This is a genomic window from Streptomyces sp. HUAS MS02, assembly GCF_055702265.1.
This window is the reverse complement of record NZ_CM146747.1, coordinates 183,206-207,012: the sequence shown is the minus strand read 5'-3', so window position 1 is coordinate 207,012 and position 23,807 is coordinate 183,206. Positions and strand designations below refer to the sequence as shown.

General features: G+C 72.1%; 19 protein-coding genes. 4 read left to right on the top strand and 15 right to left on the bottom strand.

Features of this window, described 5'->3' with window-relative positions; all coding sequences use genetic code 11:
• Positions 1-61 precede the first annotated feature (61 nt).
• The 6 genes from ACZ9QC_RS00945 to ACZ9QC_RS00920 form a co-directional block, all read right to left on the bottom strand.
• Entirely contained in the window at positions 62-718 is a 657-nt protein-coding gene (locus ACZ9QC_RS00945) for a potassium channel family protein (protein ID WP_472918295.1), read from the bottom strand.
• Positions 715-1,374, bottom strand: a complete 660-nt coding sequence (locus tag ACZ9QC_RS00940) for a potassium channel family protein (protein ID WP_472918294.1) — start codon at positions 1,372-1,374, stop codon at positions 715-717. Before ACZ9QC_RS00940 ends, ACZ9QC_RS00945 begins: the two co-directional genes overlap by 4 nt.
• Positions 1,371-4,181 carry a cation-translocating P-type ATPase gene (locus ACZ9QC_RS00935; protein WP_472918293.1) on the bottom strand — a complete coding sequence of 937 codons (2,811 nt, stop codon included), beginning with the start codon at positions 4,179-4,181 and terminating at the stop codon, positions 1,371-1,373. Before ACZ9QC_RS00935 ends, ACZ9QC_RS00940 begins: the two co-directional genes overlap by 4 nt.
• 237 nt (positions 4,182-4,418) lie before the next feature.
• Positions 4,419-5,291: a universal stress protein gene (locus ACZ9QC_RS00930; RefSeq protein WP_472918292.1), complete on the bottom strand. Its 873-nt coding sequence runs from the start codon at positions 5,289-5,291 to the stop codon at positions 4,419-4,421.
• A gap of 105 nt (positions 5,292-5,396) precedes the next feature.
• The gene (locus tag ACZ9QC_RS00925) at positions 5,397-5,855 is read right to left on the bottom strand and encodes an OsmC family protein (protein WP_472918291.1); all 459 of its coding nucleotides are present in this window, start codon (positions 5,853-5,855) and stop codon (positions 5,397-5,399) included.
• A gap of 50 nt (positions 5,856-5,905) precedes the next feature.
• A complete protein-coding gene (locus ACZ9QC_RS00920) occupies positions 5,906-7,042 on the bottom strand; it encodes a site-2 protease family protein (RefSeq protein WP_472918290.1) in 1,137 nt (378 codons plus the stop codon).
• A gap of 719 nt (positions 7,043-7,761) precedes the next feature.
• Here ACZ9QC_RS00920 and ACZ9QC_RS00915 point away from each other — a divergent pair.
• The gene (locus ACZ9QC_RS00915; protein WP_472918289.1) at positions 7,762-8,733 is read left to right on the top strand and encodes a CapA family protein; all 972 of its coding nucleotides are present in this window, start codon (positions 7,762-7,764) and stop codon (positions 8,731-8,733) included.
• A 352-nt stretch (positions 8,734-9,085) separates the two neighbouring features.
• Here the strand turns inward: ACZ9QC_RS00915 and ACZ9QC_RS00910 are convergent, their stop codons facing one another.
• Complete coding sequence (locus tag ACZ9QC_RS00910; protein WP_472918288.1) at positions 9,086-10,936, bottom strand: stealth conserved region 3 domain-containing protein; 1,851 nt, start codon at positions 10,934-10,936, stop codon at positions 9,086-9,088.
• 209 nt (positions 10,937-11,145) lie between these two features.
• Between ACZ9QC_RS00910 and ACZ9QC_RS00905 the strand changes: the two genes are divergently transcribed.
• Both ACZ9QC_RS00905 and ACZ9QC_RS00900 read left to right on the top strand, forming a co-directional pair.
• Positions 11,146-11,763: an isochorismatase family protein gene (locus tag ACZ9QC_RS00905; RefSeq protein ID WP_472918287.1), complete on the top strand. Its 618-nt coding sequence runs from the start codon at positions 11,146-11,148 to the stop codon at positions 11,761-11,763.
• Between the two features lie 784 nt (positions 11,764-12,547).
• Positions 12,548-13,435 (top strand): universal stress protein, encoded by an 888-nt coding sequence (locus ACZ9QC_RS00900; protein ID WP_472918286.1) that lies wholly within the window; start codon positions 12,548-12,550, stop codon positions 13,433-13,435.
• Positions 13,436-13,494: 59 nt separating this feature from the next.
• Here ACZ9QC_RS00900 and ACZ9QC_RS00895 read toward each other — a convergent pair whose 3' ends face one another.
• From ACZ9QC_RS00895 to ACZ9QC_RS00860, 8 genes are all read right to left on the bottom strand, one after another.
• Positions 13,495-14,520: a 6-phosphofructokinase gene (locus tag ACZ9QC_RS00895; RefSeq protein WP_472918285.1), complete on the bottom strand. Its 1,026-nt coding sequence runs from the start codon at positions 14,518-14,520 to the stop codon at positions 13,495-13,497.
• Positions 14,521-14,762: 242 nt separating this feature from the next.
• Complete coding sequence (locus ACZ9QC_RS00890; RefSeq protein WP_184904123.1) at positions 14,763-15,113, bottom strand: metalloregulator ArsR/SmtB family transcription factor; 351 nt, start codon at positions 15,111-15,113, stop codon at positions 14,763-14,765.
• A 332-nt stretch (positions 15,114-15,445) separates the two neighbouring features.
• Positions 15,446-15,847 carry a pyridoxamine 5'-phosphate oxidase family protein gene (locus ACZ9QC_RS00885; RefSeq protein WP_472918284.1) on the bottom strand — a complete coding sequence of 134 codons (402 nt, stop codon included), beginning with the start codon at positions 15,845-15,847 and terminating at the stop codon, positions 15,446-15,448.
• Positions 15,844-17,661 (bottom strand): SulP family inorganic anion transporter, encoded by a 1,818-nt coding sequence (locus tag ACZ9QC_RS00880; RefSeq protein WP_472918283.1) that lies wholly within the window; start codon positions 17,659-17,661, stop codon positions 15,844-15,846. The genes ACZ9QC_RS00885 and ACZ9QC_RS00880 overlap by 4 nt, the downstream gene beginning before the upstream one ends.
• Before the next feature lie 499 nt (positions 17,662-18,160).
• Entirely contained in the window at positions 18,161-18,787 is a 627-nt protein-coding gene (locus ACZ9QC_RS00875; protein WP_472918282.1) for a GTP-binding protein, read from the bottom strand.
• Positions 18,735-19,085 carry a DUF742 domain-containing protein gene (locus ACZ9QC_RS00870; protein ID WP_472921976.1) on the bottom strand — a complete coding sequence of 117 codons (351 nt, stop codon included), beginning with the start codon at positions 19,083-19,085 and terminating at the stop codon, positions 18,735-18,737. The genes ACZ9QC_RS00875 and ACZ9QC_RS00870 overlap by 53 nt, the downstream gene beginning before the upstream one ends.
• A 199-nt stretch (positions 19,086-19,284) precedes the next feature.
• Entirely contained in the window at positions 19,285-19,761 is a 477-nt protein-coding gene (locus ACZ9QC_RS00865; protein ID WP_472918281.1) for a roadblock/LC7 domain-containing protein, read from the bottom strand.
• A complete protein-coding gene (locus ACZ9QC_RS00860; protein WP_472918280.1) occupies positions 19,742-22,213 on the bottom strand; it encodes a sensor histidine kinase in 2,472 nt (823 codons plus the stop codon). The genes ACZ9QC_RS00865 and ACZ9QC_RS00860 overlap by 20 nt, the downstream gene beginning before the upstream one ends.
• Before the next feature lie 369 nt (positions 22,214-22,582).
• On the opposite strand from ACZ9QC_RS00860, the gene ACZ9QC_RS00855 reads away from it, so the two are divergent.
• Entirely contained in the window at positions 22,583-23,719 is a 1,137-nt protein-coding gene (locus tag ACZ9QC_RS00855) for a substrate-binding domain-containing protein (protein WP_472918279.1), read from the top strand.
• Positions 23,720-23,807: the final 88 nt, after the last annotated feature.

Genomic DNA, 23,807 nt, shown 5'->3' with positions numbered 1-23,807 from the left:
TCGGGGGCGTCGGGACCACCGCGGGTTCCGCGAACCGGCGGACCGCCGGAAGGCGGGCCGGTCACTGGAATGCCGCATGGATCTCCTCCTCGGTCGCGGTGTGCGACACCAGAAGGAGTTCGTCACCGGGCAGGAGCCGGACCGCCGGGTCCGGCACGGTCGGCTGCCCGTCGCGGACGATGGTGGCGACGACCGTCCCCTCGGGCAGCCGCACGTCCCCGAGGGCCCGCCCCGCGGTCCTGGACCGCTCCGTGATGGCCGTCTCGATGACCTCGACGCCCGCCTTGCTGAGCCGGAGCAGGGCGACGGTGTCGGTGGCGCCGGTGGCCTCCTCGATCAGGGAGATCAGAGGAGTCGCGGCCGGGACGGCCACATCGACCCCCCAGCGCCCGTCGAACAGCCAGGCGTTGTCGGCGTCGTTGACGCGGGCGGCCACGCGCGGCACCGAGAACTGACGCTTGGCCAGCAGACTGATCACGAGGTTGTCCTCGTCGTCGCCGGTGGTGGCGATGACCAGATCGGCGGTCAGCACGCCGGCGTCCTCCAGCAGAGCCGGTTCGCAGGCGTCGCCCGCCACCAGCCGCACCGGGACGCGGCCCCGCAGGTCGGTCACCCGGGCGTCGTCGTTGTCGATCAGTGTGACCTCGTTGCGGGCCGCGGCGAGCACCTGGGCGATCTGGGTGCCGAGCCGTCCCGCCCCGGCGATGAGCACGTTCACGTCCCCAGCTCCTTGTCGAGAAATCCGCGCAGTCTGCCGAGGGCGGTGGCGGCGACGGCGAAGGTGACCAGGTCGCCGGCCAGCGCGGGAGTGCTGTGGGCGGGAATGAGGGAGCGGCCCGCCCGGGTGACCTCGACCACGCGGATCTCCCCGTCGACGTCGAACTCCGTCAGCCGCCGTCCGACCAGGTAGCCGGGCACCTCGGAACGGATCAGCAGCGTCTCGCCGTTGCCGAAGCTGAGTTCCGGACTCAGATGCCGGTGCAGCAGCATCCGGTGGATCTGATGCACGGTCCAGCGGACGCTGGCGATGGTCGGGATCCCGAGATCGCGGTAGATGTCGGCCCGCCGGGGATCGTAGATGCGGGCGAGGACGACAGGGACCCGGTAGGTGTCCTTGGCCGTACGCGCGCTGACGATGTTGCTGTTGTCCCCCGAGGTGACGGCCACGAAGGCGTCCGCGTGCTCGATCCCGGCGGCCGACAGCACGGACCGGCTGTATCCGTTGCCCTCGTGGAAGCGGATACGGGGACTGTCGGGCAGCCGCCGGGCCGCCTGAGGGCGCCGGTCGACCACGCGCACGTCGTGCCCTTCCCTGGCGAGCAGGCCGGCGAGCATGGAGCCCACCCGTCCGCAGCCGATGACGATCACCTTCACCGTGGGGCTCCTTTCCGGTGGTCGGCGCGTCCGCGCAGCCATGCCTTGCGCGCCTCGTCCGCGAGCAGGGGCAGGGTGCCGAGCGCCACCAGCACGACCCAGTCGCCGGCGTCGAGCGGCGCGGTGTTGAAGACGGACTGCAGCGGGGGCAGATAGCTGATCGCGGCCATGAGGGCCACACCGAAGCCACCCGCCGCGAGCAGGGCCGGATTGGAGAGCAGACCCACGGTGAGGATGCTCTGCCGGTCGGTGCGCACGGCGAGCGCGTTGAAGAACTGGCTGACCACGATCCCCGCTTGGACCAGGGTGATCGCCTCCTGGTACGCGGGCGTGTCCTCGGTGAAGTCGTCGAAAGGGATCCCCGAAGCCCCGATGTGCCAGAAGAACAGGGCGCTGACACAGACCGCCTGGATCCCGCCCAGGAAGAGCACCCGTCCCACCACCGAGCCCGAGAAGAGCCGTTCCCCGCGAGAGCGCGGCGGCCGGTCCATCACATCGGGTTCGGCGGGCTCCGCGCCGAGGGCCAGGGCGGGCAGCACGTCGGAGCCCAGATCGATGGCGAGGATCTGCACGGCGCTGATGGGCACCAGGGGGAATCCCACGAAAGTGGCCGCCAGAATGGGGACCAGCTCCCCGATGTTGTGGCTGAAGAGGTACACGAGGAACTTGCGGATGTTCTGGTAGACGGCCCGGCCCAGCCGCACGGCCGCCGCGATGGAGGCGAACGAGTCGTCCAGCAGCACCATCGAGGCCGCCTCCCGGGCGACATCGGTGCCCGACGCCCCCATCGCCACCCCGATGTCGGCGTGCTTGAGCGCGGGAGCGTCGTTCGCGCCGTCACCGGTCACCGCGACCACCTCGCCCCGCCGCTGGAACGCGGTGACCACGCGCATCTTGTGCTCGGGGCTGACCCGGCACAGCAGCAGCTCGGAGGGCTCGGCGAGGAGCGTGTCGAGCGCGTCGTCGTCCAGGGAGTCGAGGCGGGCCCCCGTGACCACCACCGGATCGGGCCGGCGCACGATGCCCACCCGGCGCGCCACCGCCTCCCCGGTCAGGGGATGGTCGCCGGTGACCATGACGATCCGGATGCCCGCCCGACGGCAGGACGCGACCGCCTCGGTCACCTCCGGGCGCGGCGGGTCCAGCATCCCGACCAGACCCAGGAGGGTGAGCCCGGACTCGGCCTCCTCCTGCGCGGGGAGGGGGGCGGCCACCTCCCGCCGTGCGACGGCCAGGACCCGCAGCCCCTGTGACGCCAACTCGTCCCCCGTCGTGACGACGGACACCCGGTCCCGCTCCGTCAAAGGCCCGCGCCGCCCCTCCCACTCCACGTCGACGCAGCGCGCCAGCAGCTCCGCGGGAGCCCCCTTGACGCAGGCCTGATACGACGCGCCGGCCCGGTGGACCGTGCTCATCAGCTTGCGGTCCGAGTCGAAGGGGAACTCCGTCACCCGGGGGGTCGCCCGCTCCTGCGCGCCGAGGTCCAGCCCGGCCTTGGCGGCCACGACGAGCAGGGCGCCCTCGGTCGTGTCACCGAGCACCCTCCAGTGCTCCCCGGGGCTCCCGGGCGGCACCAGCCTGGCATCGCAGCACAGGCCCGCCACCCGCAGCAGCTCGCGCACCCCCGCCGCGTCGGCGACCTCGCCGTGCGGCGCGTAACCCACCCCGGTCACCGGGTGCGCCGCATCGCCCGCCCACACCCGGGTGACGGTCATCTCTGCCTGGGTGAGCGTCCCGGTCTTGTCGGTGCAGATCACCGTGGTCGATCCGAGGGCCTCCACCGCCAGCAACCGTTTGATCAGCGCCCGGCGGCGCGCCATCCGTCGAACGCCGATCGCCAGGGAGACCGACAGGGTGGCGGGCAGTCCCTCCGGGACCAGCGCCACCATCACCCCGAGCGCGAACACGAACGAGGGCACCAGGGACTCACCGGTGGGCAACCGCACGACGAACATCAGCGCACCGATCGCCAGCGCCGCCCCCGCCACGCGCCGCGCCATGACGGCCACTTCGCGCTGCAGAGGCGTTCGCTGCCGGGGCGCCGCCGCGGCCAGCCGGTGGATGCGTCCGAACTCGGTTTCCGCGGCCGTGGCGAAGACCACCGCACTCCCTGCCCCCGCGACGACGTCGGTCCCCATGAACACGCAGTTGCGCGCCTCCAGCGCGGGCCCGGCCGTCATCGCGTCCGCGGATCGCGCCACGGCGTTGCTCTCACCGGTCAAGGACGCGTTGTTCACCGCCAGTTCGTGCGCCTCTACCACCCGGCAGTCCGCCGACACGGCGTCCCCGGCCTCCAGCACCACCACGTCGCCCGGCACCAGCTCCCGGGCAGGCACCTCCAGTCGGACACCGTCGCGCAGCACCCGGCAGGTGTGCGGCACCATCGCCTCCAGGGCCTGCGCCGTACGTTCCGCCGAGTACTCCTGCGCGAAGCCGATGGCGGCGTTCAGCACCACGACGCCCAGGATCGCCACCGCCAGTTGCAGGGTGCCGGGGTCACGCGGCTGTTGCAGGCCGTACGCCAGGAACGTGATGGCCGAGGCGACGAGCAGCACCACCGCGAACAGGTCCGTGAACTGCGCCCCCAACTGCCGCCAGACGCCGCGACGCCGGGCACGCGGCAGTTCGTTGGCCCCGTACCGTTCCAGCCTCTCGCCGACCTGCGCGGGGGTGAGGCCACGCCGTGACGTGCCGAGCGCGGTGAAGACACCGGCGGCGGTGATCTCGCGCACCCGCGACGGATCGCTCGTGCCCACGGGTGCCGCCGCCTCCGCGGCGCCGGCCGACGAGGCCGTACCCGCGCGCATCACACGATTCCGGACGAGGCCGGGGGGACTGCCGTGGGCGCACCCGTCCGCATCGCGAGGAGGGCCGTGCGAGAGGCTTCTTGCATCACGCGCTCCAGGGAGTCGGCCGGACGTTCCGCCGGTCCACCGATCGGAGGCGGCGGCGCGTTCTCACCCTGCTGCCGGGCCGGTCGGCACCACCAGGGCCGTCCGGGGCAGAGATCGGACCCCGGTGGGCCCTGCCGTGCCTACGCGGCCTCACACAGGGACGGTGATCACCGGGCACCGGGCGTGGTGCAGCACACCCTGGCTCACCGACCCCAGCAGCATGCCCGTGAAGCCTCCGTGCCCATGGGTCCCCACCACCAGGCCCAGGGCGTTTGCCGAGGCTTCCGCCAGGACCTGCACCGGGTGCCCACGCACGACCTCGTGACGCAGGTCCACTTCCGGGTACGTCGCCGCGCGGCCCGCCGTCGTCTCGGACAGCACCCGGCGGCATTCCCGCATCGCCGCCTCCTCGTCGAGAGTGCCGAGCAGGGGCGGATGCCACACGTACAGGGCGCGGAGGGCGGCCCCGTGCAGGGCCGCCTCCTCGAACGCGAGGTCCACCGCCGCGGCGGCGTGCGGGCTGCCGTCGACACCCACCACGAGGTACGTGGGCTGCTGTGCGGTGTGCGCCGGTTCCGGGACGACGACGACCGGGCACGGGGCATGGGCGATCAACGGCAGGGCCACCGAGGCGGAACCGAACAGTTCGCGCCGGGTGTTCAGATGCCAGGAGCCCACCACGACCATCGAAGCGATCCGGGCCTCCTCGCGCAGGACCCACGCCGGTTCGCCGTCCGCCAGTGACGCCGACACCTCGACCGCCGGCCGCCGGGACTCCACGAGGGCCACCGCTTCCCCGAGCACCCGCTCACCCACGGAATGAAGCGCCTGGTCCCCCTGTTCCCAGGACCGCCGCGCCTCGCCCGACCGGTAGCCGCCGTACAGCACGCCGCGAACGTGGACGAGCCGCAGCGGCGAGCCCCTGCGAGCCGCCTCGTCGGCGGCCCAGAACAGGGCGAGTCGTTTCGAGGGGTCGGGATCCACTCCCACCACTACGGGCCGACGCCCGCCCGCACCGTCCATGACGCGCCTCCACGTGATCTCCGCGGCGCTGACTGCCCGGCTCCTTCCAGCCTCGCCCCTTCCGCCGAGTCCCGCCACGCCGCGCCCCCACGGACCCGGGTCCGGTCAACCGAGGTCGAAGGTGACCTCGGGCGGAACGCACAGCGTGTTGTGAAGGGCGCAGCGGCCTACCACCGCGCGCAGGCTCTGCTCCAGTACCGGGGAGAGGGACTCGGGGAGGAGGACGCGGACACGGACGGCCGTGATGCGCGGCGCGGGGACCTCGGCCCACGTGAAGTCCGCCTTGACGCGCAGGTGTTCGTACGGCTGGTCCAGGAGTCGGAGGAAACGGACCGCGTCGGAGGCGACACAGGAGGCGAGGGCGGCGACGAACAGCTCCACCGGCGTGGGGCCGTCGTTGTCGCCGCCGGTCTCGACGGGCTGGTCGACGCCGAGTTCGTGGTCGCGCACGAAGAGGGCGAACGCGCGGTCCGCGACGTGGGTGACCTCGATCGTTCCGACGGGCGCGGTGTCCGGTCGGCGGGGAACCGGAATGCGGGGGGCGAGGGTGGGTGGGGTGGCCATGGAAACCTCCTTCGGCGCGCTCCGGGTGGTGGCACGCGGGCACGGGTGGGTCAGGGACCGGACCGTTCGACGGTGAGCCAGGCCAGGGCGCGGGTGATGTCGGCGAGCGTGACGATGCCGACGGGACGACCGCCGTCGAGGACCAGGGCCCTGTGGTCCCGGCTCGCCTCCAGACGCGGCAGGAGGTCCACGACCGGGTCCTCCGGGCTTGCCGTGATCACGTCGGACAAGGGGCGCATCACGTCCCCGATCGTGGTGGCGGAACGGGTCGGCGACGGCGCGCGGGAGATCAGGCGCAGGGTGACCAGACCGGCCGCCGTGCCGTCCGGGGCGAGGACCGGGAACGAGGAGTGCCGGTAGTGGCCGAAGGGATCCTCGGTCAGGAACGACGTGAGCGTCGTGGACATCGGGACGGTGACGGGGTCACTGGTCATCACACGGCGGACCGGAATGCCGTCCAGCACGCCACGCAGCTCGGCCTGACGCTCCTCACCGGTCGCGGTGGCGATCAGGAACCAGCCGATCAGGGCGGGCCACAGCCCTGCGGGACCCCCGGTGAGGAGCACCGAGGCGAAACCCGTCACGATCATGAACCAGCCCAGCGCCCGGCCCGCCGCCGCGGCGCCCCGCGTGGCCCTGAGCCGGTCCCCGGTGCGGTGCCAGAGGAACGCTCGCAGCAGCCGTCCGCCGTCCAGCGGGGCGGCGGGCAGAGCGTTGAAGACGGCCAGCATCACGTTGATGCCGGCCAGCCAGGCGACCGCCTCGACGACCAGCCCCGAGGCGCCCAGCACGTCCAGCCACAGGGCCAGGAGCAGGAACGATCCGCCAGCGACCACGCTCGTCAGCGGTCCGACCGCGGCGATGCGCAGTTCCGCGCCCGGCGTACGGGCCTCGCTGTCCAGGCGCGCGACACCGCCGAGCATCCACAGGGTGATGCCCTGGACCCCGACCCCGTTGCGTCGGGCCACCACGGCATGGGCGAGCTCGTGCGCCAGGAGCGAGGCCAGGAACACAAGGGCCGTCAGGAGTGCCAGTGCCCAGTAGGCAGGAGCCGAACGGCCCGGGTGGGCGTCGGGGAAGCGACCCTCGGCGAGGGTGACGGCCACGAGGGCGACGATGACCAGCACACTCCAGTTCAGGCCGACGCGGACACCCGCGATCCGCCCCAGCGACAGTGTCTCCCTCATCGAACTCACCTGCTCGGGCGCCCGGCCCCGTCGGCCGGGCCCTTCTCCGCCGACCACGTGGCCGAGGACCTCGCCTGCCCGTCCACCTGCTGCTCCGTCCCTGACGTTCGTCCGACGGTCGTGCCCGGCCCGGAGCCGACCTCGTGGCCCGAGGCCCTCCTCACGCCGTGTGCCGCGCTCTCCATCGTCGGTCGTGAGGGGGCGGCGGGGGTTGGGCCACCCGGCCCTTGTCCGGGGACGATCGGCCGTGGCGCGGTCGGGGCGATGGCCCGGCGGGGCGGCCCTACGGCCCGCCGCTCCCTCGACGGGCACGACCGCCCCGCCACGCCGGTCCTACGACGCCCGCCCGCCGCGCCTGTACCGCCACGAACGTGCGCCCCGTGTCGGTCCTCGCCCCGCGGACGGCCTTCGTACGACGCGACCCCGCACACCGCTCCCGGGCAGCGCCTCTCTCGCCGCCCCGTCCGGCGGCTGATACACACGCTGTTCCCCAGGACACGGGGCGCCGCCGACGAGACGGGGCCCGAGCCTCTCCGGAGAGCCGACGGTGCCGCCGCACCGCCTCCCGGTGGACAGCACCGCGGGGCGGCCGTTGCTCAGCCAGGCCGTTCGGCCCTCCCCCTGATCCGTCGCAGACGCGAGAATGCGGGAGAGAACGTCGGCGCGGGCCGGGTTCGGCTCGCGCCACCCGCTCGGACGCCGCGGGAGGCACGAGTGCCATGGCCGTCACCATCGCGCTGGCCGGAGACACCATGCTGGGCCGCGGGGTCGCCGAGAGACTGGCCCACCGCCATCCGCGTCCGCTCTTCACACCGGCGGTGCACAGGGCGGTCGCCGACGCGGACCTGTTCCTGCTCAACCTCGAGTGCTGTGTTTCGGACCGGGGCGCACCCGTGAACCTGCCGGGCAAGTCCTTCTTCTTCCGCGCTCCGCCCCGCGCGGCCGACGTCCTGGCCGGCCTCGGCGTGGACGCGGTGTCCCTGGCCAACAACCACGCGCGCGACTTCGGCCCCGAGGCCCTCCTCGACACCCGCGCTCTGCTGGGGCGGGCGGGCATTCGCGTGGTCGGGGCGGGAGCGACGGACCGTGAGGCCCGCGCCCCGCTGATCATGGAGGCAGGTGGGCTGCGCCTCGGCCTCCTAGCGGTCACCGACCACCCCGCCGAGTACGCGGCGGAGACCGACCGGGCCGGTGTGGCCTACGCCGACCTGTGGAACCAGGAGGTGCCCGGCTGGCTCGTCGACGCCGTCCGCACCCTCTCCGACGACGCGGATCTGGTCCTGGTCAGCGTGCACTGGGGGCCGAACATGACCATCCGCCCCGTTCCGCACGTACGCCGCGCGGCCGCCGCTCTGACCGCCGCCGGAGCCGACCTCGTCATCGGCCACTCCGCGCACGTCTTCCACGGCTTCACCCGCGAGGTCCTGTTCGATCTCGGGGATTTCATCGACGACTACGCCGTTCACGCGGACCTCCGTAACGACCTTGGCCTGCTCTGGCTCGTCACCCTCGACGCGAGCGGTGTACGGCGCACCGAGGCCGTTCCGATCGCCCTCGACTGTTGTCACACCCGCCTCGCCGACGAGGCCGAACGCCTCTGGACAGCCGACCGGCTCACACGTGTCTGTGCCGAGCTGGGCACCCGGGTCGCCACACAGGGCGATCGTCTCGCCGTCGTCTGGCCACGGTAGGCGGGGCGCGCGCCCGACCCCGCCCCCGAATCGTGGCGCCGTCGCGCGCGGCTGACCTGCCGTCAGCGCTGACGGCGGCACCGAGCCGTGTCGATGCGGACGATCACCTGCGCGTTCCGCGTGCCTGATCGGTTGCACCACCCGGGCCGTCACCTCGGGCGGAGCAGGACCGACCGACGGGTGCGTACGGCGGAGAACGCCGCATCCGCTTCCCAGCGGTACCAGGCCGCCGCCGCGTGCGCGTCCGCCACCCGCCGGTGCCGGTCTCCGGGAACGGCCGTCGCGTTCTGGGATCGCCCGACGCGAGGACGTCTCGTCCGGCGGCCGTGCCGTCTGCCTGCGACCACCGGCCTCATGCCCCACCGGCCGCCCTGTCGGAGGCGAGTCGGGCGGCCCCGTCGCTCTCGAAAGGCCCCGGAACGGGGAGATACGCCCGCAGGAAGTCGGTGAGCAGGGCCTGTTGGGCGGTGATTTCGTCCTCGCCGGAGACCGTGTCGTTGAGGCAGAAGACCTGCCTGTCGCGGTGCGCCAGCAGGGAGGCGAGGCGAGTGCCCAGCGCCGGGTGGGTGACGTCGAGATAGGCGTAGCGGAGGTGGCCGGGGACGGCCCGGGCGGTGTGGAAGGCGTAGTAGTGGTGGAGCGAGGAGACGATGGACAGGTCGTCCGGACTGCGGAAGCGGTGCGACGCGGTGGCGTGATGCCGGTCCGCGAACCTCGCCTCGATCTCGTACAGGACGCTGCGCCTGAGCGCGTGCGGAGTGTGCTTCATCTTGTGGCCGATGACCGTGCCGAAGGCCGCCTCGATCAGAGCACGGTTGTTCTTGCCGGCCGCCGTCACCGGTACGTCGTCCGCGGTCGGTTCCCCCGGGGGGATGAGCGCCTTCGACGGGAAGAACTTCGTCAGCCCGTTCGCGAGGAAGAAGTCCTGGGGAACGACCGGGCGTCCGAGGAACACGTCGTCGTTGAAGTACAGGAAATGCTCGGACAGGCCTTCGATGTGGTGCAGTTGGCTCTCTATGGCGTGCGAGTTGAACGTGGGCAGTTGGTGAGGGTCGTCGAAGATCTCCTTGTGGCTGACGACGTGCAGGCCGGGAGTGCGGGTGCGCAGCCAGACCGGGATCTGGTCGTCGGTGACCAGGTGGACGGTGCGCACCCAGGGGGCGTACTGGTGCAACGACCGCAGTGAGTAGCGCAGTTCGTCCCGGCTCAGGTACCGCGCCGCGTTCGCGGCCTCCTCGTGGTAGGTCCCTCCCGCGCAGGAGGCGCGGCGTCGGAGCCACTCGGGGTCGTGCCCGTCGACCCAGGTGTACACGACGTCGACGGGGAACCGGATGTCCTCGACACCGGGCCGGGCGAACTCCGCGCGGGTACGCACCCGGGGCAGGGCGCGGTCATGGGGGAGGAGCCAGGTGAACCGGGCCTCGGGTACGTACACCGGGAGGTCGGTGCGCGATACCCGTTCGGCCGTCCGGTTCGGCCGCGGCGCCACCAGGAAGTCCCCGTCCGACGCCCAGAACTCGATGTCACAGCCGTACTTGGGGCCGAGCGTCAGCTCCCCGTCCGGATCGCCCTGGTACCAGGTGAGACGCAGTACGTCCGCCTGCGCGAGCCGCCGCCAGGTACGCGCGCGGAACGCCGGGCGGGTCGCGGGGCGCTCGCGCCGACGCGAGGGGAGGGCACTGACGTAGCCGGGCCGGACGCGGCACGCCCGGGCCAGGGCGCGATGGGCGGCGGGCCGGTCCTCGTCGGCGAGGGCGACGACCGCGGACGTCTGGCTGTGGCCGCGCACCTGGAAGTGGTCGAGCCCGGCGCCGTCGAGTGCCGCGCGAACCGCCGTCACGTTGGCATCACGTGCGGTCAGGGGCGACAGGTCGGGGCGGGTGAACACCACCGTCGGGACACCGCGCACGAGCCGCACCTCCCGGTCCGGGCCCGTGTACAGGGCGGGGTGTCTGCTGACGAGGTAGGCGCCACGGGCCCGGCCGAGCAGATGGCGGACCGAGGGAAGGTGTGCGAAACGCTGCTTGACGCGAGCGCGGGCCTGGGGGGTCGTACGGGCGATGACGGCGCGTCTGACGTGTGCGGGCACCGCGACGCGGTAGAGGCGCACCGGCCAGGAGATCTCGGGATCGCGGCGGACCGTGGGGACCTGGCGGGGTTCCGGCCGGTGGGAGGTGTCCTTCGCGGATGCCGGGGCACTCATGACGGCCCTCCTCGTGCGTCGCATCGCTGTCCGGTCACCTTCTCTCGGGACGTCCGTGGCCCACATGAGACCTTCGGGCCCGATCCGGGGCCGAACGGGCCGTGCGCGCCGCCCCGTTCGGCTGCGAGGCGAAGCACGGGCACGAGAACGCAGCGTGATTGCAGCGTCGCCGGTGCCAACGTCGAGGGAAAGGGAAGGAGTTGAGGACCATGTCCACATCCGTGACTCTGCGCGACCTCCTCGGTCTGAGTGACCGGCCGGCGGCGCTGAAGGACTCGGTCCTGCTGATGATCGACTGCCAGAACACCTATCGCCACGGTGTGATGCGCCTCGAAGGTGTCGAGGCCGCGCTCGCCGAGGCCGCCCGGCTGCTGGCACGCGCGCGGGCCGTGGGGGCTCCCGTCGTCCACATCATGCACGACGCGGGTGTGGGCTCCGCGTACGACGTCACCGCCCCCATCGGCAGGATCAGCGGCGAGGTGGCGCCACGGTCCGGGGAGGCCGTCGTCGTGAAGAACTTCCCCAGTTCGTTCTTCCGGACCGATCTGGACGAGCGTCTGCGGAGCACGGGACGGGGCGACCTGGTCCTGGCCGGGTTCATGACCCACATGTGTGTCGACGCCACCGCCCGTGACGCCTTCAACCTCGGTTACCGGCCCACGATCGTGGCCTCCGCGACCGCGACCCGTGACCTGACCGGAGCGGACGGCGGCCCGGTGACGGCCGAGGCACTCCAGGCGGCGGCCCTCGCCGCTGTCGCCGACCTCTTCGCCGTCGTCGTCGGGAAGCCGGACGACATCCCCGACCGGAACGCCCCGGAGCACTGACGGCTCCGCACGAGGGAAACAGCCGCGGCGCCGCCAGGTGCGCGCACTTCGGCGGACGCCGTACGCGTCGGCGTCATGTTGATCGCCGCGGTCCGCACGGCGTGCGGTCGGCCACCTGCCGGCGGTGAGGTCGGCAGTGAGCCTCTCCCGCACAGGAGGGGGCCGTGCGTCCGAAGCCGAGCGCACGGTGGCCGCCGTTGTTCTCCGGCCGCTCCTGCTGGACGATGTCGGCCTCGATGGTGACCCCAGGTGGTTGGCCTGCCCGGTGAGGTCGGCCGACGGGGAGTGGTCCACGCCGTCCGTCCTGAACGCCGGGTTGCGCAGGTGGCACCACGGGATTGGTGAACATGCCCGGCTCCCGAGCCGCGCGAAGGCCTCGCGGACCTCCTGCGGCTGCCGGTCCGCCTCCTGCGAGCCGAAGCCTGTGCGCGGAGCGGCGCGACATCGCGTCCAGCACCCTCCAGGGTGCCGGCGACAGCGTTGCGGCCGCCCTCGACGGCGAGTTCGACGAGGAGAACCGAGCTGCGCCGCGTGACCGTGAGCGGTGCCCGTCGACCCCTCGTTTTCTCGGGCCGCCCTCCACCATGTCGTGCCGCGTGATCGCCCGACACGGCCCCACGGGTCCCTTGCCAGAGGCCGAACGGCCCTCCCACGGAACTCGCCGGACCGGCGGTCTCCTCGTCGTCCACCAGGACCCGCGGGTGCTTGTCTGGAACAGTGGAAGAGGGGCGGAGACGGTGCGGGACGGGCCCGCGCGCCGCCGCCGCGGGCGAAGGAGGAAGCGATGAGTCGCCCTGTCCTGGCGGGTGTCGATGGATCCGAGCGCGCTATGGCCGCGGTCGACTGGGCCGCGCGGGAAGCCGTCCTGCGCGGCCTGCCCCTCCGTCTCGTACAGGCATCACCGTCGCTTCCGGACGAGGTCGTCCCGGACGCGGCCGCGGAGATGCTGCACCGCGTGGGTGAACGGGTGCTCCAGCGGGCGGTCGCCGATCTCGGTGCCCGCTGTCCGGACCTCCAGGTGCGGGCTGAGCAGACCGCCGAGGCACCGGCTACGGCGCTCCTCGCGGCGGCGCGCGACGCGGCGCTCCTCGTGGTCGGAACGAGGGGGGCGGGCGGCTTCGACGGCCTCGCGGTCGGATCGGTGGCGCTTCGCGCGGCGGCGGCGGCCGTCTGTCCCGTCGTGCTGGTGCCTCCCCGACCGGTCGGGGGCTTCGAGGCCGGGGAGGGCGCGGGGAGCGCCGCCGAGGTCGTGGTGGGTTTCGACTCCCACCGTCCGGTCGGCGAGGTGGCGGACTTCGCGTTCACGTCTGCCGAGGGCCGGGAGGCTCCGCTGCACGTGGTGAAGGCGTGGGCTCTCCCGGCCGAGGCCGTCTCTCCACAGAGGCTGTTCGTGACCGAGGAGGACCGGGCCACCTGGGAGGACCAGGAGGTCTTTCGGGCGGCCGACGGCCTGCGGCCGTGGCGGGAGAAGTACCCGGGCGTGACCGTCCGCACCGATGTCGTCCTGCTCCATCCGGCGCAGGCGTTGCTGAACGCCTCCCGCCGGTCGGACCTGCTGGTCGTGGGTCGTCGTACCGACCCGGCGGCGGTCGAGGGTCGGCTGGGGCCGGTGACCCACGCGGTACTGCACCACACCCGCTGCCCGGTCGTGGTCGTACCGCACGAGGGGTGACGGCGGAGCGGATCGGGCGCGGGCGGCGGTGGATCACCTGCCGTCGGCGGGGCGCCCGATCACCCGAAGAACACCCCGAACTCCTCGTACAACGACGGATCGACCAGCTTCGTCCCCTTCCTGGTGTCGTCGAGGGGGACACGCACGATCTCGGTGCCGCGCAGGGCCGTCATCGTGCCGAAGTCGCCGTCCTTGACCGCGTCGACCGCGTGCAGCCCGAAACGCGTGGCGAGCCAGCGGTCGAAGGCGCTCGGGGTGCCTCCCCGCTGGATGTGGCCGAGGACGGTGGTACGCGCCTCGGTCGCCGTGCGTGCCTCGATCTCCTGGGCGAGCCACTCGCCGATGCCGGACAGCCGTACATGGCCGTACTCGTCCAGCGAGCGGTCCTTGAGGACCATCTGTCCTTCCTTGGGCATGGCTCCTTCGGCGGCGACGACGATCGGCGCGTAGTTGATCTTGAAGCGGTTCTTCACCCACTCGCACACCTGGTCGATGTCGAACGGCCGCTCCGGGACGAGGATGGCGTTGGCGCCGCCCGCCACGCCGGCGTGCAGGGCGATCCAGCCGGAGTGCCTCCCCATCACCTCCACCACAAGCGTGCGCATGTGCGATTCGGCGGTGGTGTGCAGACGGTCGATGGCCTCCGTCGCGATGCCGACCGCCGTGTCGAACCCGAAGGTGTAGTCGGTGCCGGACACGTCGTTGTCGATGGTCTTCGGCACACCGACGAGGTCGACGCCATGACGGCTCAGCTCCGTGGCCGCGCCGAGGGTGTCCTCGCCACCGATGACGACGAGCGCGTCTATCCCGTGCTTCGCGAGGGTCTCCTGAATGCGCCGGGGCCCGTCCTCGTGCTTGAACGGGTTGGTGCGCGACGAACCCAGGATGGTGCCCCCGCGCGGGAGGATCCCCCGTACGTCGGAGACCTCCAGCGGTACGACGTCGCCCTGGAGGGCGCCGCGCCAGCCGTCCCGCAGGCCGACGAAGTCGAAGGAGTACTCCTGAACACCTTTGCGTACGACGCTGCGGATCACGGCGTTGAGTCCGGGACAGTCGCCGCCGCCGGTCAACACTCCGACCTTCATGGCGTCCTCCCTGCTTCTCGCACACGCCGACGCCGCCCGTCGGACGGCTGCCGGCCCTGGCATTCGATGTGGTGCGGCCCGGCCGTACCCGACTCGGGGACGGCGCCGAGGGCTACGGCCCACCTCGGCGGACGCGACTTCCGACAGTTGTGTGACTCTCTTCCAGCATGGGTGAAGACCGCCCCGTCGGCGACCCGCCCGGGGCCTTGTCTCGGGGGCGCTCGCGGGGTGGGCCGACGCCCTCAGGACGGTGCCTGCGTGTGAGGCGAGGCGGCCCGCAGGTCGGCGAGGAGCTCGGCCTGGCCGGCCAGCACGCCGGACAGGATCGTGCGGGCGACCCGAAGCAGTTCGGCGATGTGTGGGCTGGTCAGCGAGTAGTACACGGTCGAGCCCTCCTTGCGTGTCACCACCAGGTTCGCTCGACGCAGCACGGCGAGTTGCTGCGACAGGTGCGCCGGCTCGATTCCCACCTCCGGAAGCATCTCCGCCACCGCGTGCTCGCGGTCGCTCAGCAGCTCCAGTACCCGGATGCGCGCGGGGTGACCGAGGGTCTTGAAGAACTCGGCCTTCAGTTGGTAGAGCGGGGTCGTCACGGTGAAGTCCCCTCCCCGGTGGCTCGGTACGACCGTGTCGGCCGCCCCGTGGCGCAGTACTTCCGCCCACTTGTCACACACATGTGGTCCATCCTCGCCTGTGGGGACGCCGACACCGAATCGCGCGGCAGAAGGGAACCGCCGGCGATCGCATCGCCGGCCCGCGCGGGTGTGGTCCGGCGGACGCGACGCCGAGCTCTTGCTCGACCGTGGTGGACCACGCGAACGTCATCGTCCTGGACACGGCGCGGCGTGCCGGATGTCGTGGCTGACCCGCGACGCCGGTGGCGTCACCGCACTCCGGTGGGACGGCAGGCCGGGCCGGGGACTCATCACGCCTCCGCGCGAATCAGGCGGAAGCCGGTCACGGTCTTGGGGACCAGGCGCAACAGGGTGTCGTGCGGGCCGTGGGCCCAGCCGGAGAGCGTGCGCCGATGATGAGCGGCCTCGTCGGGGTCGGAAACCACCTCGATCGGTCCGGCGACGGTGACGAGCCAGCCGGTGCCTCCGACGGCACGGATCTCGTCCACGTGGTAGGTCGCCGTGACCTCGGCGGCGGGCGCGGGTGTGCGCACGACCAGCCGACCGTGCTCCCAGGTGTGCCGCGCGGGCCGGACGACGAGCCGGTCCCGGTGCGGGTACACCAGGCGCCCCAGCGAACTGCCCTCGAGCAGCCACAGGGCCTCGGCGCCGGACACCTCGACCATGCGCAGAGCCGCGGGGGGAGTGCTCATACGACGGTTTCCCCTGTCTCCTCGGTGACGTGCCGGGCGCCCCGGGCACCAGGCAGCAGCACGTCCGCGGCCTCCCGGGCACCACGCGGCGGCAGCACACCCGCGCACTCCAGGTGGGCTCGGGCGCCCTGGATCGCCTCGGGGGTGGTGACGTACTCGCCGCCCTGTCGGCACAGCAGTTCCAACGCGCCGACGGAGTCCAGGACCTGCCGCTGACCGGGACGGATCCCGGAGGCCATGACCACGATGCCCCGGCGGTTGAGCTTTTCCACCACGTCCTTGAGGACGAGGGCGCCGGTGGCGTCGACGGTCGTCACACGGGACATGCGCAGGATGACCACGCGCACGTCGGCCACCTCGGCCAGTTCGAGGAGGAAGCGGTGCGCTGCCGCGAAGAACAGGGGCCCGTCGATGCGGTAGGCCACGATGTGCTCGGCCAGCAGGGCGTGCTCCTGGGCGCTGTGGTCTCCGCGGTCGAGCGGGACCTGGTCCAGGCGAGCCTGGCGTGCCACCGCACGCAGGGCGAGTGCGCCCGCGACGAGCAGGCCGATGATGACGGCCTGGACGAGGTCCAGTGCGAGGGTCGCGACGGCGGTCAGGACGAGGATCAGGGCGTCGGAGCGGGTGGCCCTGGCCATCGCCCGCAGCGAGCCGACCTCGACCATGCGGACCGCGGTGGCCAGCAGCACGCCGGCGAGGGCGGCGAGCGGGATCTTCGAGACCAGAGGCGCGGCCGCGAAGACGATGGCGGCCAGGACGGCGGCGTGGACCAGGGAGGCGAGCCGGGAACTCGCACCGGTCCGTACGTTGACCGCGGTCCTCGCGATCGCGCCGGTCGCGGGCACACCCCCGAAGAGGGGGGCGGCGATGTTCGCCACGCCCTGGCCGAACAGTTCGCGGTCCGGATCGTGCTTCTGGCCCACCGTCATGCCGTCGGCGACCGACGCCGACAACAGGGACTCCAGGGCCGCCAGCGCCGCCACCGCCACCGCCGGGGCGAGCAGCGAGGTCAGCGAGCCCAGGTCGAGGAAGGCCAGCGAGGGGGCGGGCAGCCCGGCCGGTAGATCGCCGATCGGCTTCGCCGAGTCCAGACCGGCCGCCTGTGCGACGACGGTGGCCGCGATCACCGCGAGGATGGGGAAAGGGACGGTGGGCCGTAGGCGTGCGCCGACCAGCACGAGGGCGGCGACCGACAGGGCGAACGCGACGGCGGTCCAGTTCGGGTTCCTGGCGAACTCCTCCAGAGCGTGCCAGGTCACCAGCAGGACGCGGTCGCCCTCGGGCTTGGGCACCCCGAGCGCACCGGGGACCTGTTGCAGTCCGATCACGGCGGCGATGCCGAGAGTGAAGCCCTCCACCACGGGCGCCGGTACGTACTGCATGTACTTGCCGGTCCTGAGCAGCGCGAGGCCGACGAGCAGCACGCCCGCCATCAGACCGACCGTGAGCACCCCGGAGGGCCCGTGCTCCGCGACGATCGGCACCAGCACCACGGTCATCGCGCCGGTCGGCCCGGACACCTGCAGATTCGAACCGCCGAAGATCGCGGCGAGCGCCCCCGCCACCACCGCGGTCGCCAGCCCCGCCTCGGCACCGAGCCCGGAGGAGACGCCGAATCCGAGCGCGAGCGGCAGCGCCACGACCGCCACGGTGAGTCCGGCCAGCAGATCCCTTCGCGGATTCCGGCGTATCTCCGCCAGATCCCCACGGCGGGGCAACAGTGCGGCACCTCGGGCCACGACCCGGCCGAGCGACGTCACGACGTGCCGCCCCCGGCCCTCTGGTACAGCGGAACGGACACTGCAGGCCCTCATCTCTTCTGCGGACACGGTCGGCAGGCACAGCATCTAATCAATTGCTAAATTTGGCAATTGCTAAAGTCGCGACCGCCGTGCCGATCGGCGCGGGCCGGGCGATGCACCGTCGCCGTCGACGTGGCCGAACGGGCTCGCGCCGCGACCGCCCTCCACGAGCGGACCGGCTGCTCAGCGTCGGCGGTGGTTCCACCACTGCTCGGCGAAGGCGACTGCCGCACGCCCAGACCCACGCGGTGGTGCCGCCCCACCGCTCACGTCGCGCACCGCGCCGACCTCCTCGACGCGGTACGGGCCGCGGTCCCCGAGGGGGCGCCGCGGCTCGGCACCCGTCTCGCGAGCCTGCGCGCGCAGGCGTACGCGCGGCACCCGGTCCAGACGCGGTGGCTCGGCCCGGACCGAACGCGCCGGCCGCGAGCAGCCTGGGTGGCGGCGAGTTCGTCGACTCCGAGATCTCGGGTCTTCCGAGCGCGGAGCCGGTTCCTCGTGGGGCGAACCGTCACCTCGCCGCGGCTGCTTCGGCGCGGGAGAGGGCGACGTCGAGTACGACGAGGAGGGCGTCTCGGACGGAGCCGGTCCTGCGCGCGTCGAAGACTGTCAGGGGGACGTGTTCGGCGATGTCCAGGGCCCATCTCACGTCGTCCAGGCCGTGCTCGATCTCGCCGTCGAAGGCGTTGACGGCGACGGCGAAGGGGATGCCCCTGTGCTCGAAGTAGTCGACGGCGGCATAGCAGTCGTCGAGGCGGCGGGTGTCGACGATGACCAGGGCGCCGAGAGCGCCCTCGACGATGTCGTCCCACATGAAGCCGAAGCGGTCCTGGCCCGGTGTGCCGAACAGGTACAGCTTCAGGGTCGGGTCGATGGTGATGCAGCCGAAGTCCATGGCGACGGTGGTGGTCGTCTTGTCGGGCGTGTGGGTGAGGTCGTCGACCCCTGCGGCGACCTCGGTGATGGCGGCCTCCGTGGTGAGGGGCCGTATCTCGGAGATCGACCCCACGGTGGTGGTCTTGCCGACCCCGAAGCCGCCGGCGATGACCAGCTTGACCGGCAGCGGCGGCGGCTGCTGCGGCTGTTCAGCCGCTGTCACGGAGTGTGCCCCGTGAGTCGGGAACGGCACGGAGACCATTGATGACCCTTCGCAGTACGGAGATGTCCTGGGCGATCCTGGCGTGCGGCACGTGGACCGCCAGGTGGCCCGCGGCGCAGAGATCCTCGGCGAGCACCCGGACCACGTTGAGGTGCAGTCGCAGGCGGGCGGCCAGTTCCGCGACCGACTGCGGCCGTCGGCACGCGGCGACGATGTCGTGGCGTTCGAAGGCGAGCGCGCCGAGCACGGAGAGTCCGGCGGACGTCGACACGATCTGGGTCTCGATCGGGAGGGGTGCCGCTGTGTCCGCTCCCGAGACCCGGCCTGCGGTCAGCAGGAACGGTCGGACCGCGGGGGCGCGGCCGACCGGTTCCGGCCCGTCGACCGGTTCCGGTCCGTCGACGGGGTCCCGCCCGTCGACGCGTTCCGGCGGGCCGCTTCGCGTGTCCTCCGCTGTCCCGTGTGGTTCCCGCCCACCTGTGTCGTGTGGTTCTTGCCCACCGACGGCCATGGCGACCTCCTGCTCGCGGAGCGTTTCAGCCGGCTGCCGCGGAGCCGACGTTGTTCTTCAGCTCCATCACCAGTTGGGGGGTGAGCGCGGCACCGGCGCGGTTGGCGAAGAGGGTCATCTCGTAGGCGATGTTGCCGAGTTTCGCCTCCTTGGAGGCGACGACGCCGAGCACGGCGCCGTTGCCGATGGCGGAGACGAGGACGTGGCCGCCTTCCAGGTCGATGATGACCTTGTTGAGGCCGCCCAGCGCGTAGTTGCCGGAGACTCCCGCGGCCAGGCTGGTGATGCCGGACACGATCGCGGCGAGCCGTTCGGAGTCGTCCCTGTCGCGCAGTTCGGAGACAGCGATCAGCAGCCCGTCGGAGGACACGGCGATGGCATCGACCACGCCGGCGGTCTCCGTGGCGAAGCGGTCGAGCAGCCAGGTGAAGTCGGCCGCCGCGGTGCGCAGGTCCGTGGCCTTCGGCGGTTCTGAGGTGCTGTCATCTGTCGACGTGGTCACTGCCCGTCTCCTTCTGGCCTTCTGTGTTTTCCGGTGTCGCGGTGGTGCCGGGTGTGTGCGGGGATGCGGCGCTGTCCTGCTCGGCTCGGCGTACGGCGTCCTCGAACTCGTCCAGCTCGGCGCGGACGGCGTCGGCGTCGGCGGGCCTGCGGGCCGCCGCACTGCTCCGCTCGGTGGGGAGGGTGGCCGCGGCGAGGGTCGCACCGCGAACACGGCGCCGCAGCGGGCGGGTTGTCGCGGCCGGGTGAGCGTCGCCGGAGGTGTCGGCCGCTCCCGTGGGTGAGCGGGCAGGAATGCGTCGGGGCAGGTCACCCTGCGAGGACCTGACGATCGGGCGCCGTTCGGGAGCGGTGCTGGCGGCGGGTACGGCCGCGACCGCTTTGCGCTCGGTCCGGGGTTCGGCCGCCGCCCTGGACGTCGCCGTGGACGTCGCCATGGCCTCCGCCGTGCCGGCGGGAGCCGGTGCGACGTCCAGTGGGCTCATCGCCAGCAGGACGGTGGGCGGTATCCAGACCGTGCTCGTGACACCGCCGCCCGGAGTCCGGCCCAGGGTCACCCGGAGCCCCAGGCGGCGGGCGAGGCTGCCCACCACGAAGAGACCGAGCACCTTGGTCGGAACCAGATCGAGGCGTTCACGGCGGACGAGGCGGGCGTTCTCCTCGGCGAGGCGTTCCGCGCTCATCCCGAGGCCGTGGTCGATGACCTCGATCAGCGCCCCGCCGTCCTGGGTGACGTCGGTGCCGGGTCGGACCACCACCTCGACGGGGGTGTCGGACGGGGAGAAGGAGACCGCGTTCTCCATCAGTTCGGCGAGCAACAGCGTCAGGTCGGCGATGATGTCGGGCCCCACGGTGACGTCCGTCTCCGAGCGCAGGGACACCCGCCGGTACCCCTCGATGCGGCCGAGGCCGGAGCGTATGGCGTCGGCCAGGGTGGTCGGCCGGGCCTCGACGTCCGCCTCCCGGATCCCGGCGAGCAGCATCAGGCTGTCGGCGTTGCGCTGGAGGCGTACGGCGATGTGGTCGATGCGGTAGAGCCGGTCGAGGAGGTCGGGGTCGGTCTCCTCGCGTTCGACGGCATCGATCAGCAGCAGTTGACGTGTGGTCAGATTGCTGACCCTGCGCCCGACGTTGCCGAACATCTCGGCGATGTTGCGGCGGCTGAGCACCTGCCGCTCCAGCAGCGCGGCGGCGGTGACCTGCACCTGGTTGAACGCCTCCGCCAGCTGGCCTATCTCGTCGCGCACCGGGACCTGTATCGCCCGAGGGCTGAACGGGGTGCTCTCGGCCAGTTCATCGTCCGCGACCCGGGCGAGTTCCTCGTCGGCTGCCTCCACCACCTCCTGGGCCGCCCCGGTCAGGGCGGTGAGGGGACGGATGACCGAACGCCGTACCAGGACGCAGAACGCCAGCCACGCGGCGAAGCCGAGCAGTGCCGCACCGAGCATGAGCCACGCCCTGTAGCGGGCGCTCGCGGCGGCGGAGTCGGCCCGTGCGGCGGTCTGCTCGATCAGGGTCCGGGTGATGCCGAGGCGGGTCTCGGCCTGCCGTTCGCCGGTGGTGATCTTCTCGCGCAGTTCCCGCGTGGTCTGTGTCTGCAGGGCGCTCGGTTCGATCTGGAGTTCCGCGAACTGGGAGGTGATGTCGTTCTGTTCGGCGCTGCGTTCGATGCCGGCCATGCTCAGGACCTGCGACGGCGCGGCGATCCGGCTGAAACGGTCCGCCTGGTGGGTGTACAGCTCGTGGGCACCGGCCGCGCGGGTGTACTCGGTGAGGGCGTTCGCGTCGGGTGTCTGGGCGGAGAACACGGCGCTCTCGAACGCCGCGTGGGCGGCGTCGGCGCGCAGGATCGCGTCCAGCAGATTGGTGACCGGGGACGTCGAGGTCGTGGAGAAGCGGTCGAGTCCGATGCCGTCGATCAGGTAGCCGACGGCTGCCGCGTAGGCGGGGTCGATGTTGGCCGCGGGCACGTAGTCCCGGCCGAGCTTCTCGCGCAGGACGTCCAGACCGGTGATGTATTCGAGGGCCTGCTTCTCCTCGTCCGGCAGGCTCGACCCGAACGCGGTCCGTACGGAGGCGACTTGGGCGTCCGTGGCCTGCTGCGCCTCGCGGTAGGCGGTGGTGGACGGCCGGGCGGCCCCGGGGCCGGTCGCCTCGTACTGCACGGACAGCAGCAGTGCCAGCCGGTGTTCGGCCTGTACGTCGTTGATCAGCGTGGCGACCTGCTCGCTGTCGCGGACGAGTTCGGCGACCCGGTCGGCGTCACGGGCCTGCTCCACCTGGTCGGCGACGCCGACGGCGAGCAGCGCGCCGACCACGGCGATGGGCGCGACGACGAGGACGTTGAGTTTCCGCCGAAACGGCCACCGGACGAGAAACGCTCCCGCCTTCCTGCGCAACGGAGGAGTCGGGTCCCGGCGTCCGGGCGGCGGCTCCACTGCGTTCGCGGGCACGCTGGCCTCCTTCGGTGTTCGGGTGGGTGACGTCCGCGGTGTGCTGCCGGAGGACCGGCGACACCGGGCGGGAGCCCGACGCTCGCACGGTGTCGCCGGGCTCGCGCGATCGGGCAGGTGGCATGAACGACGGGATCACGTCATGTGTCCGGATCGGGACGGTCGGAGACTATCGCCTGTGTGATCGTCGTGAGCCTGTGTGTAATCAAGAATTGATTACGAATTGTTCGCTCGTGCCTACTGAGCGGTATCGCCGTCGCGGAGGGCCTGGTGAGGAAGCCTGCTACATTCCCACCGCGCCGGCCGTCTGCCGGATCGTTCTCCCCCCCCCACGCCACCCTTGCCCTCATGTCCAGTTGAGGAGACCCTGTGCTTCCCACCCGCAAAGCGACCGCGGCAGCCGTGACGTTTCTGGTCGTGGCCGCCGCCGGCTGTACCAGCGGCTCGACCACCGAGGCGTCCACCGTCGGTGCGCGGGAGCCGGGTTGCCCGGCCGTCCTCGCCGAGGCACAACAGGCCGTCAAAGCCGCCGAGGACATCAACGCCCCCTGGGGTGGCCCCACCAGAGGACCCGACGCCGTCCCCGGCAAGACCATCGCCTATGTCGCCCAGACCATGACCAACCCCGGTGTCTCCGGCGTCGCCAAGGGCGTCCAGGAAGCGGCCGAGGTCATCGGCTGGGACGTCCGCACCTTCGACGGCCAGGGCACACCCGCCGGGATCAAGAGCGCCTTCGCCGAGGCGCTCGCTCTCAGGCCCTCCGGCATCGTCATCGGAGGGTTCGACCCCGCCGCGGCGGCCGATCAGGCGGAACGGGCGGGCGCGGCGGGCATCCCGCTCATCGGCTGGCACGCCACGCCGGCCCCCGGCCCCAGCACGGACCCGGAGCTCTTCACCAACGTCACCACCAAGGTCGAGGAGGTCGCGGAGATCAGCGCCGACTGGATCATCGCCCGCTCGGAAGGCCACGCCGGCGTGGTGCTGTTCACCGACGCGTCCATACCGTTCGCGAAGCGAAAGTCCGATCTGATCAGGAAGAGACTCGCCGCCTGCTCCGACGTGGAGCTGCTGAGCCTCGAAAAGATCCCCATCCCGGAGGCCAACACCCGCACCGTCGACAAGGTCGCCTCCCTGCAATCCCGCTTCGGAGACAGATGGACCTACTCCGCCGCCATCAACGACCTCTACTTCGACCACGCGGCACCCGCGCTGCGCGCCGCCGGTCACAAGGGGGACGGCACCCCGTTCAACATCGGTGCCGGTGACGGTGACCCGTCGGCCTTCGAGCGGATCAACGGCAAGCGGTACCAGGCCGCCACTGTCCCCGAACCCCTGTCCGAACAGGGCTGGCAGATCGTCGACGAGTTCAACCGCGCCTTCGCCGGCGAGCCGGCCAGCGGCTATGTCGCCCCCGTCCACATCACCACCGCGGACAACAGCGGCGGCGCCCTGTCCTGGGACTCCGAGGGCTACCGCCAGGCCTACCGCAAGATCTGGGACAGGTGAGCCGACGGCGTGGCCCGACCGGCGGCAACCTCGGCCACTCGACCGGCGATTGGGTGCACCGCCCCCGTATCCACCTCGTACTCATGGG

Bases quoted from the DNA above. Each gene is read 5' to 3' on its own strand.
- ACZ9QC_RS00935 (WP_472918293.1), bottom strand. From the start codon at position 4,181: ATGCGCGCGGGTACGGCCTCGTCGGCCGGCGCCGCGGAGGCGGCGGCA.
- ACZ9QC_RS00930 (WP_472918292.1), bottom strand. From the start codon at position 5,291: ATGGACGGTGCGGGCGGGCGTCGGCCCGTAGTGGTGGGAGTGGATCCC.
- ACZ9QC_RS00925 (WP_472918291.1), bottom strand. From the start codon at position 5,855: ATGGCCACCCCACCCACCCTCGCCCCCCGCATTCCGGTTCCCCGCCGA.
- ACZ9QC_RS00920 (WP_472918290.1), bottom strand. From the start codon at position 7,042: ATGAGGGAGACACTGTCGCTGGGGCGGATCGCGGGTGTCCGCGTCGGC.
- ACZ9QC_RS00915 (WP_472918289.1), top strand. From the start codon at position 7,762: ATGGCCGTCACCATCGCGCTGGCCGGAGACACCATGCTGGGCCGCGGG.
- ACZ9QC_RS00910 (WP_472918288.1), bottom strand. From the start codon at position 10,936: ATGAGTGCCCCGGCATCCGCGAAGGACACCTCCCACCGGCCGGAACCC.
- ACZ9QC_RS00905 (WP_472918287.1), top strand. From the start codon at position 11,146: ATGTCCACATCCGTGACTCTGCGCGACCTCCTCGGTCTGAGTGACCGG.
- ACZ9QC_RS00900 (WP_472918286.1), top strand. From the start codon at position 12,548: ATGAGTCGCCCTGTCCTGGCGGGTGTCGATGGATCCGAGCGCGCTATG.
- ACZ9QC_RS00895 (WP_472918285.1), bottom strand. From the start codon at position 14,520: ATGAAGGTCGGAGTGTTGACCGGCGGCGGCGACTGTCCCGGACTCAAC.
- ACZ9QC_RS00885 (WP_472918284.1), bottom strand. From the start codon at position 15,847: ATGAGCACTCCCCCCGCGGCTCTGCGCATGGTCGAGGTGTCCGGCGCC.
- ACZ9QC_RS00880 (WP_472918283.1), bottom strand. From the start codon at position 17,661: ATGAGGGCCTGCAGTGTCCGTTCCGCTGTACCAGAGGGCCGGGGGCGG.
- ACZ9QC_RS00875 (WP_472918282.1), bottom strand. From the start codon at position 18,787: ATGGTCTCCGTGCCGTTCCCGACTCACGGGGCACACTCCGTGACAGCG.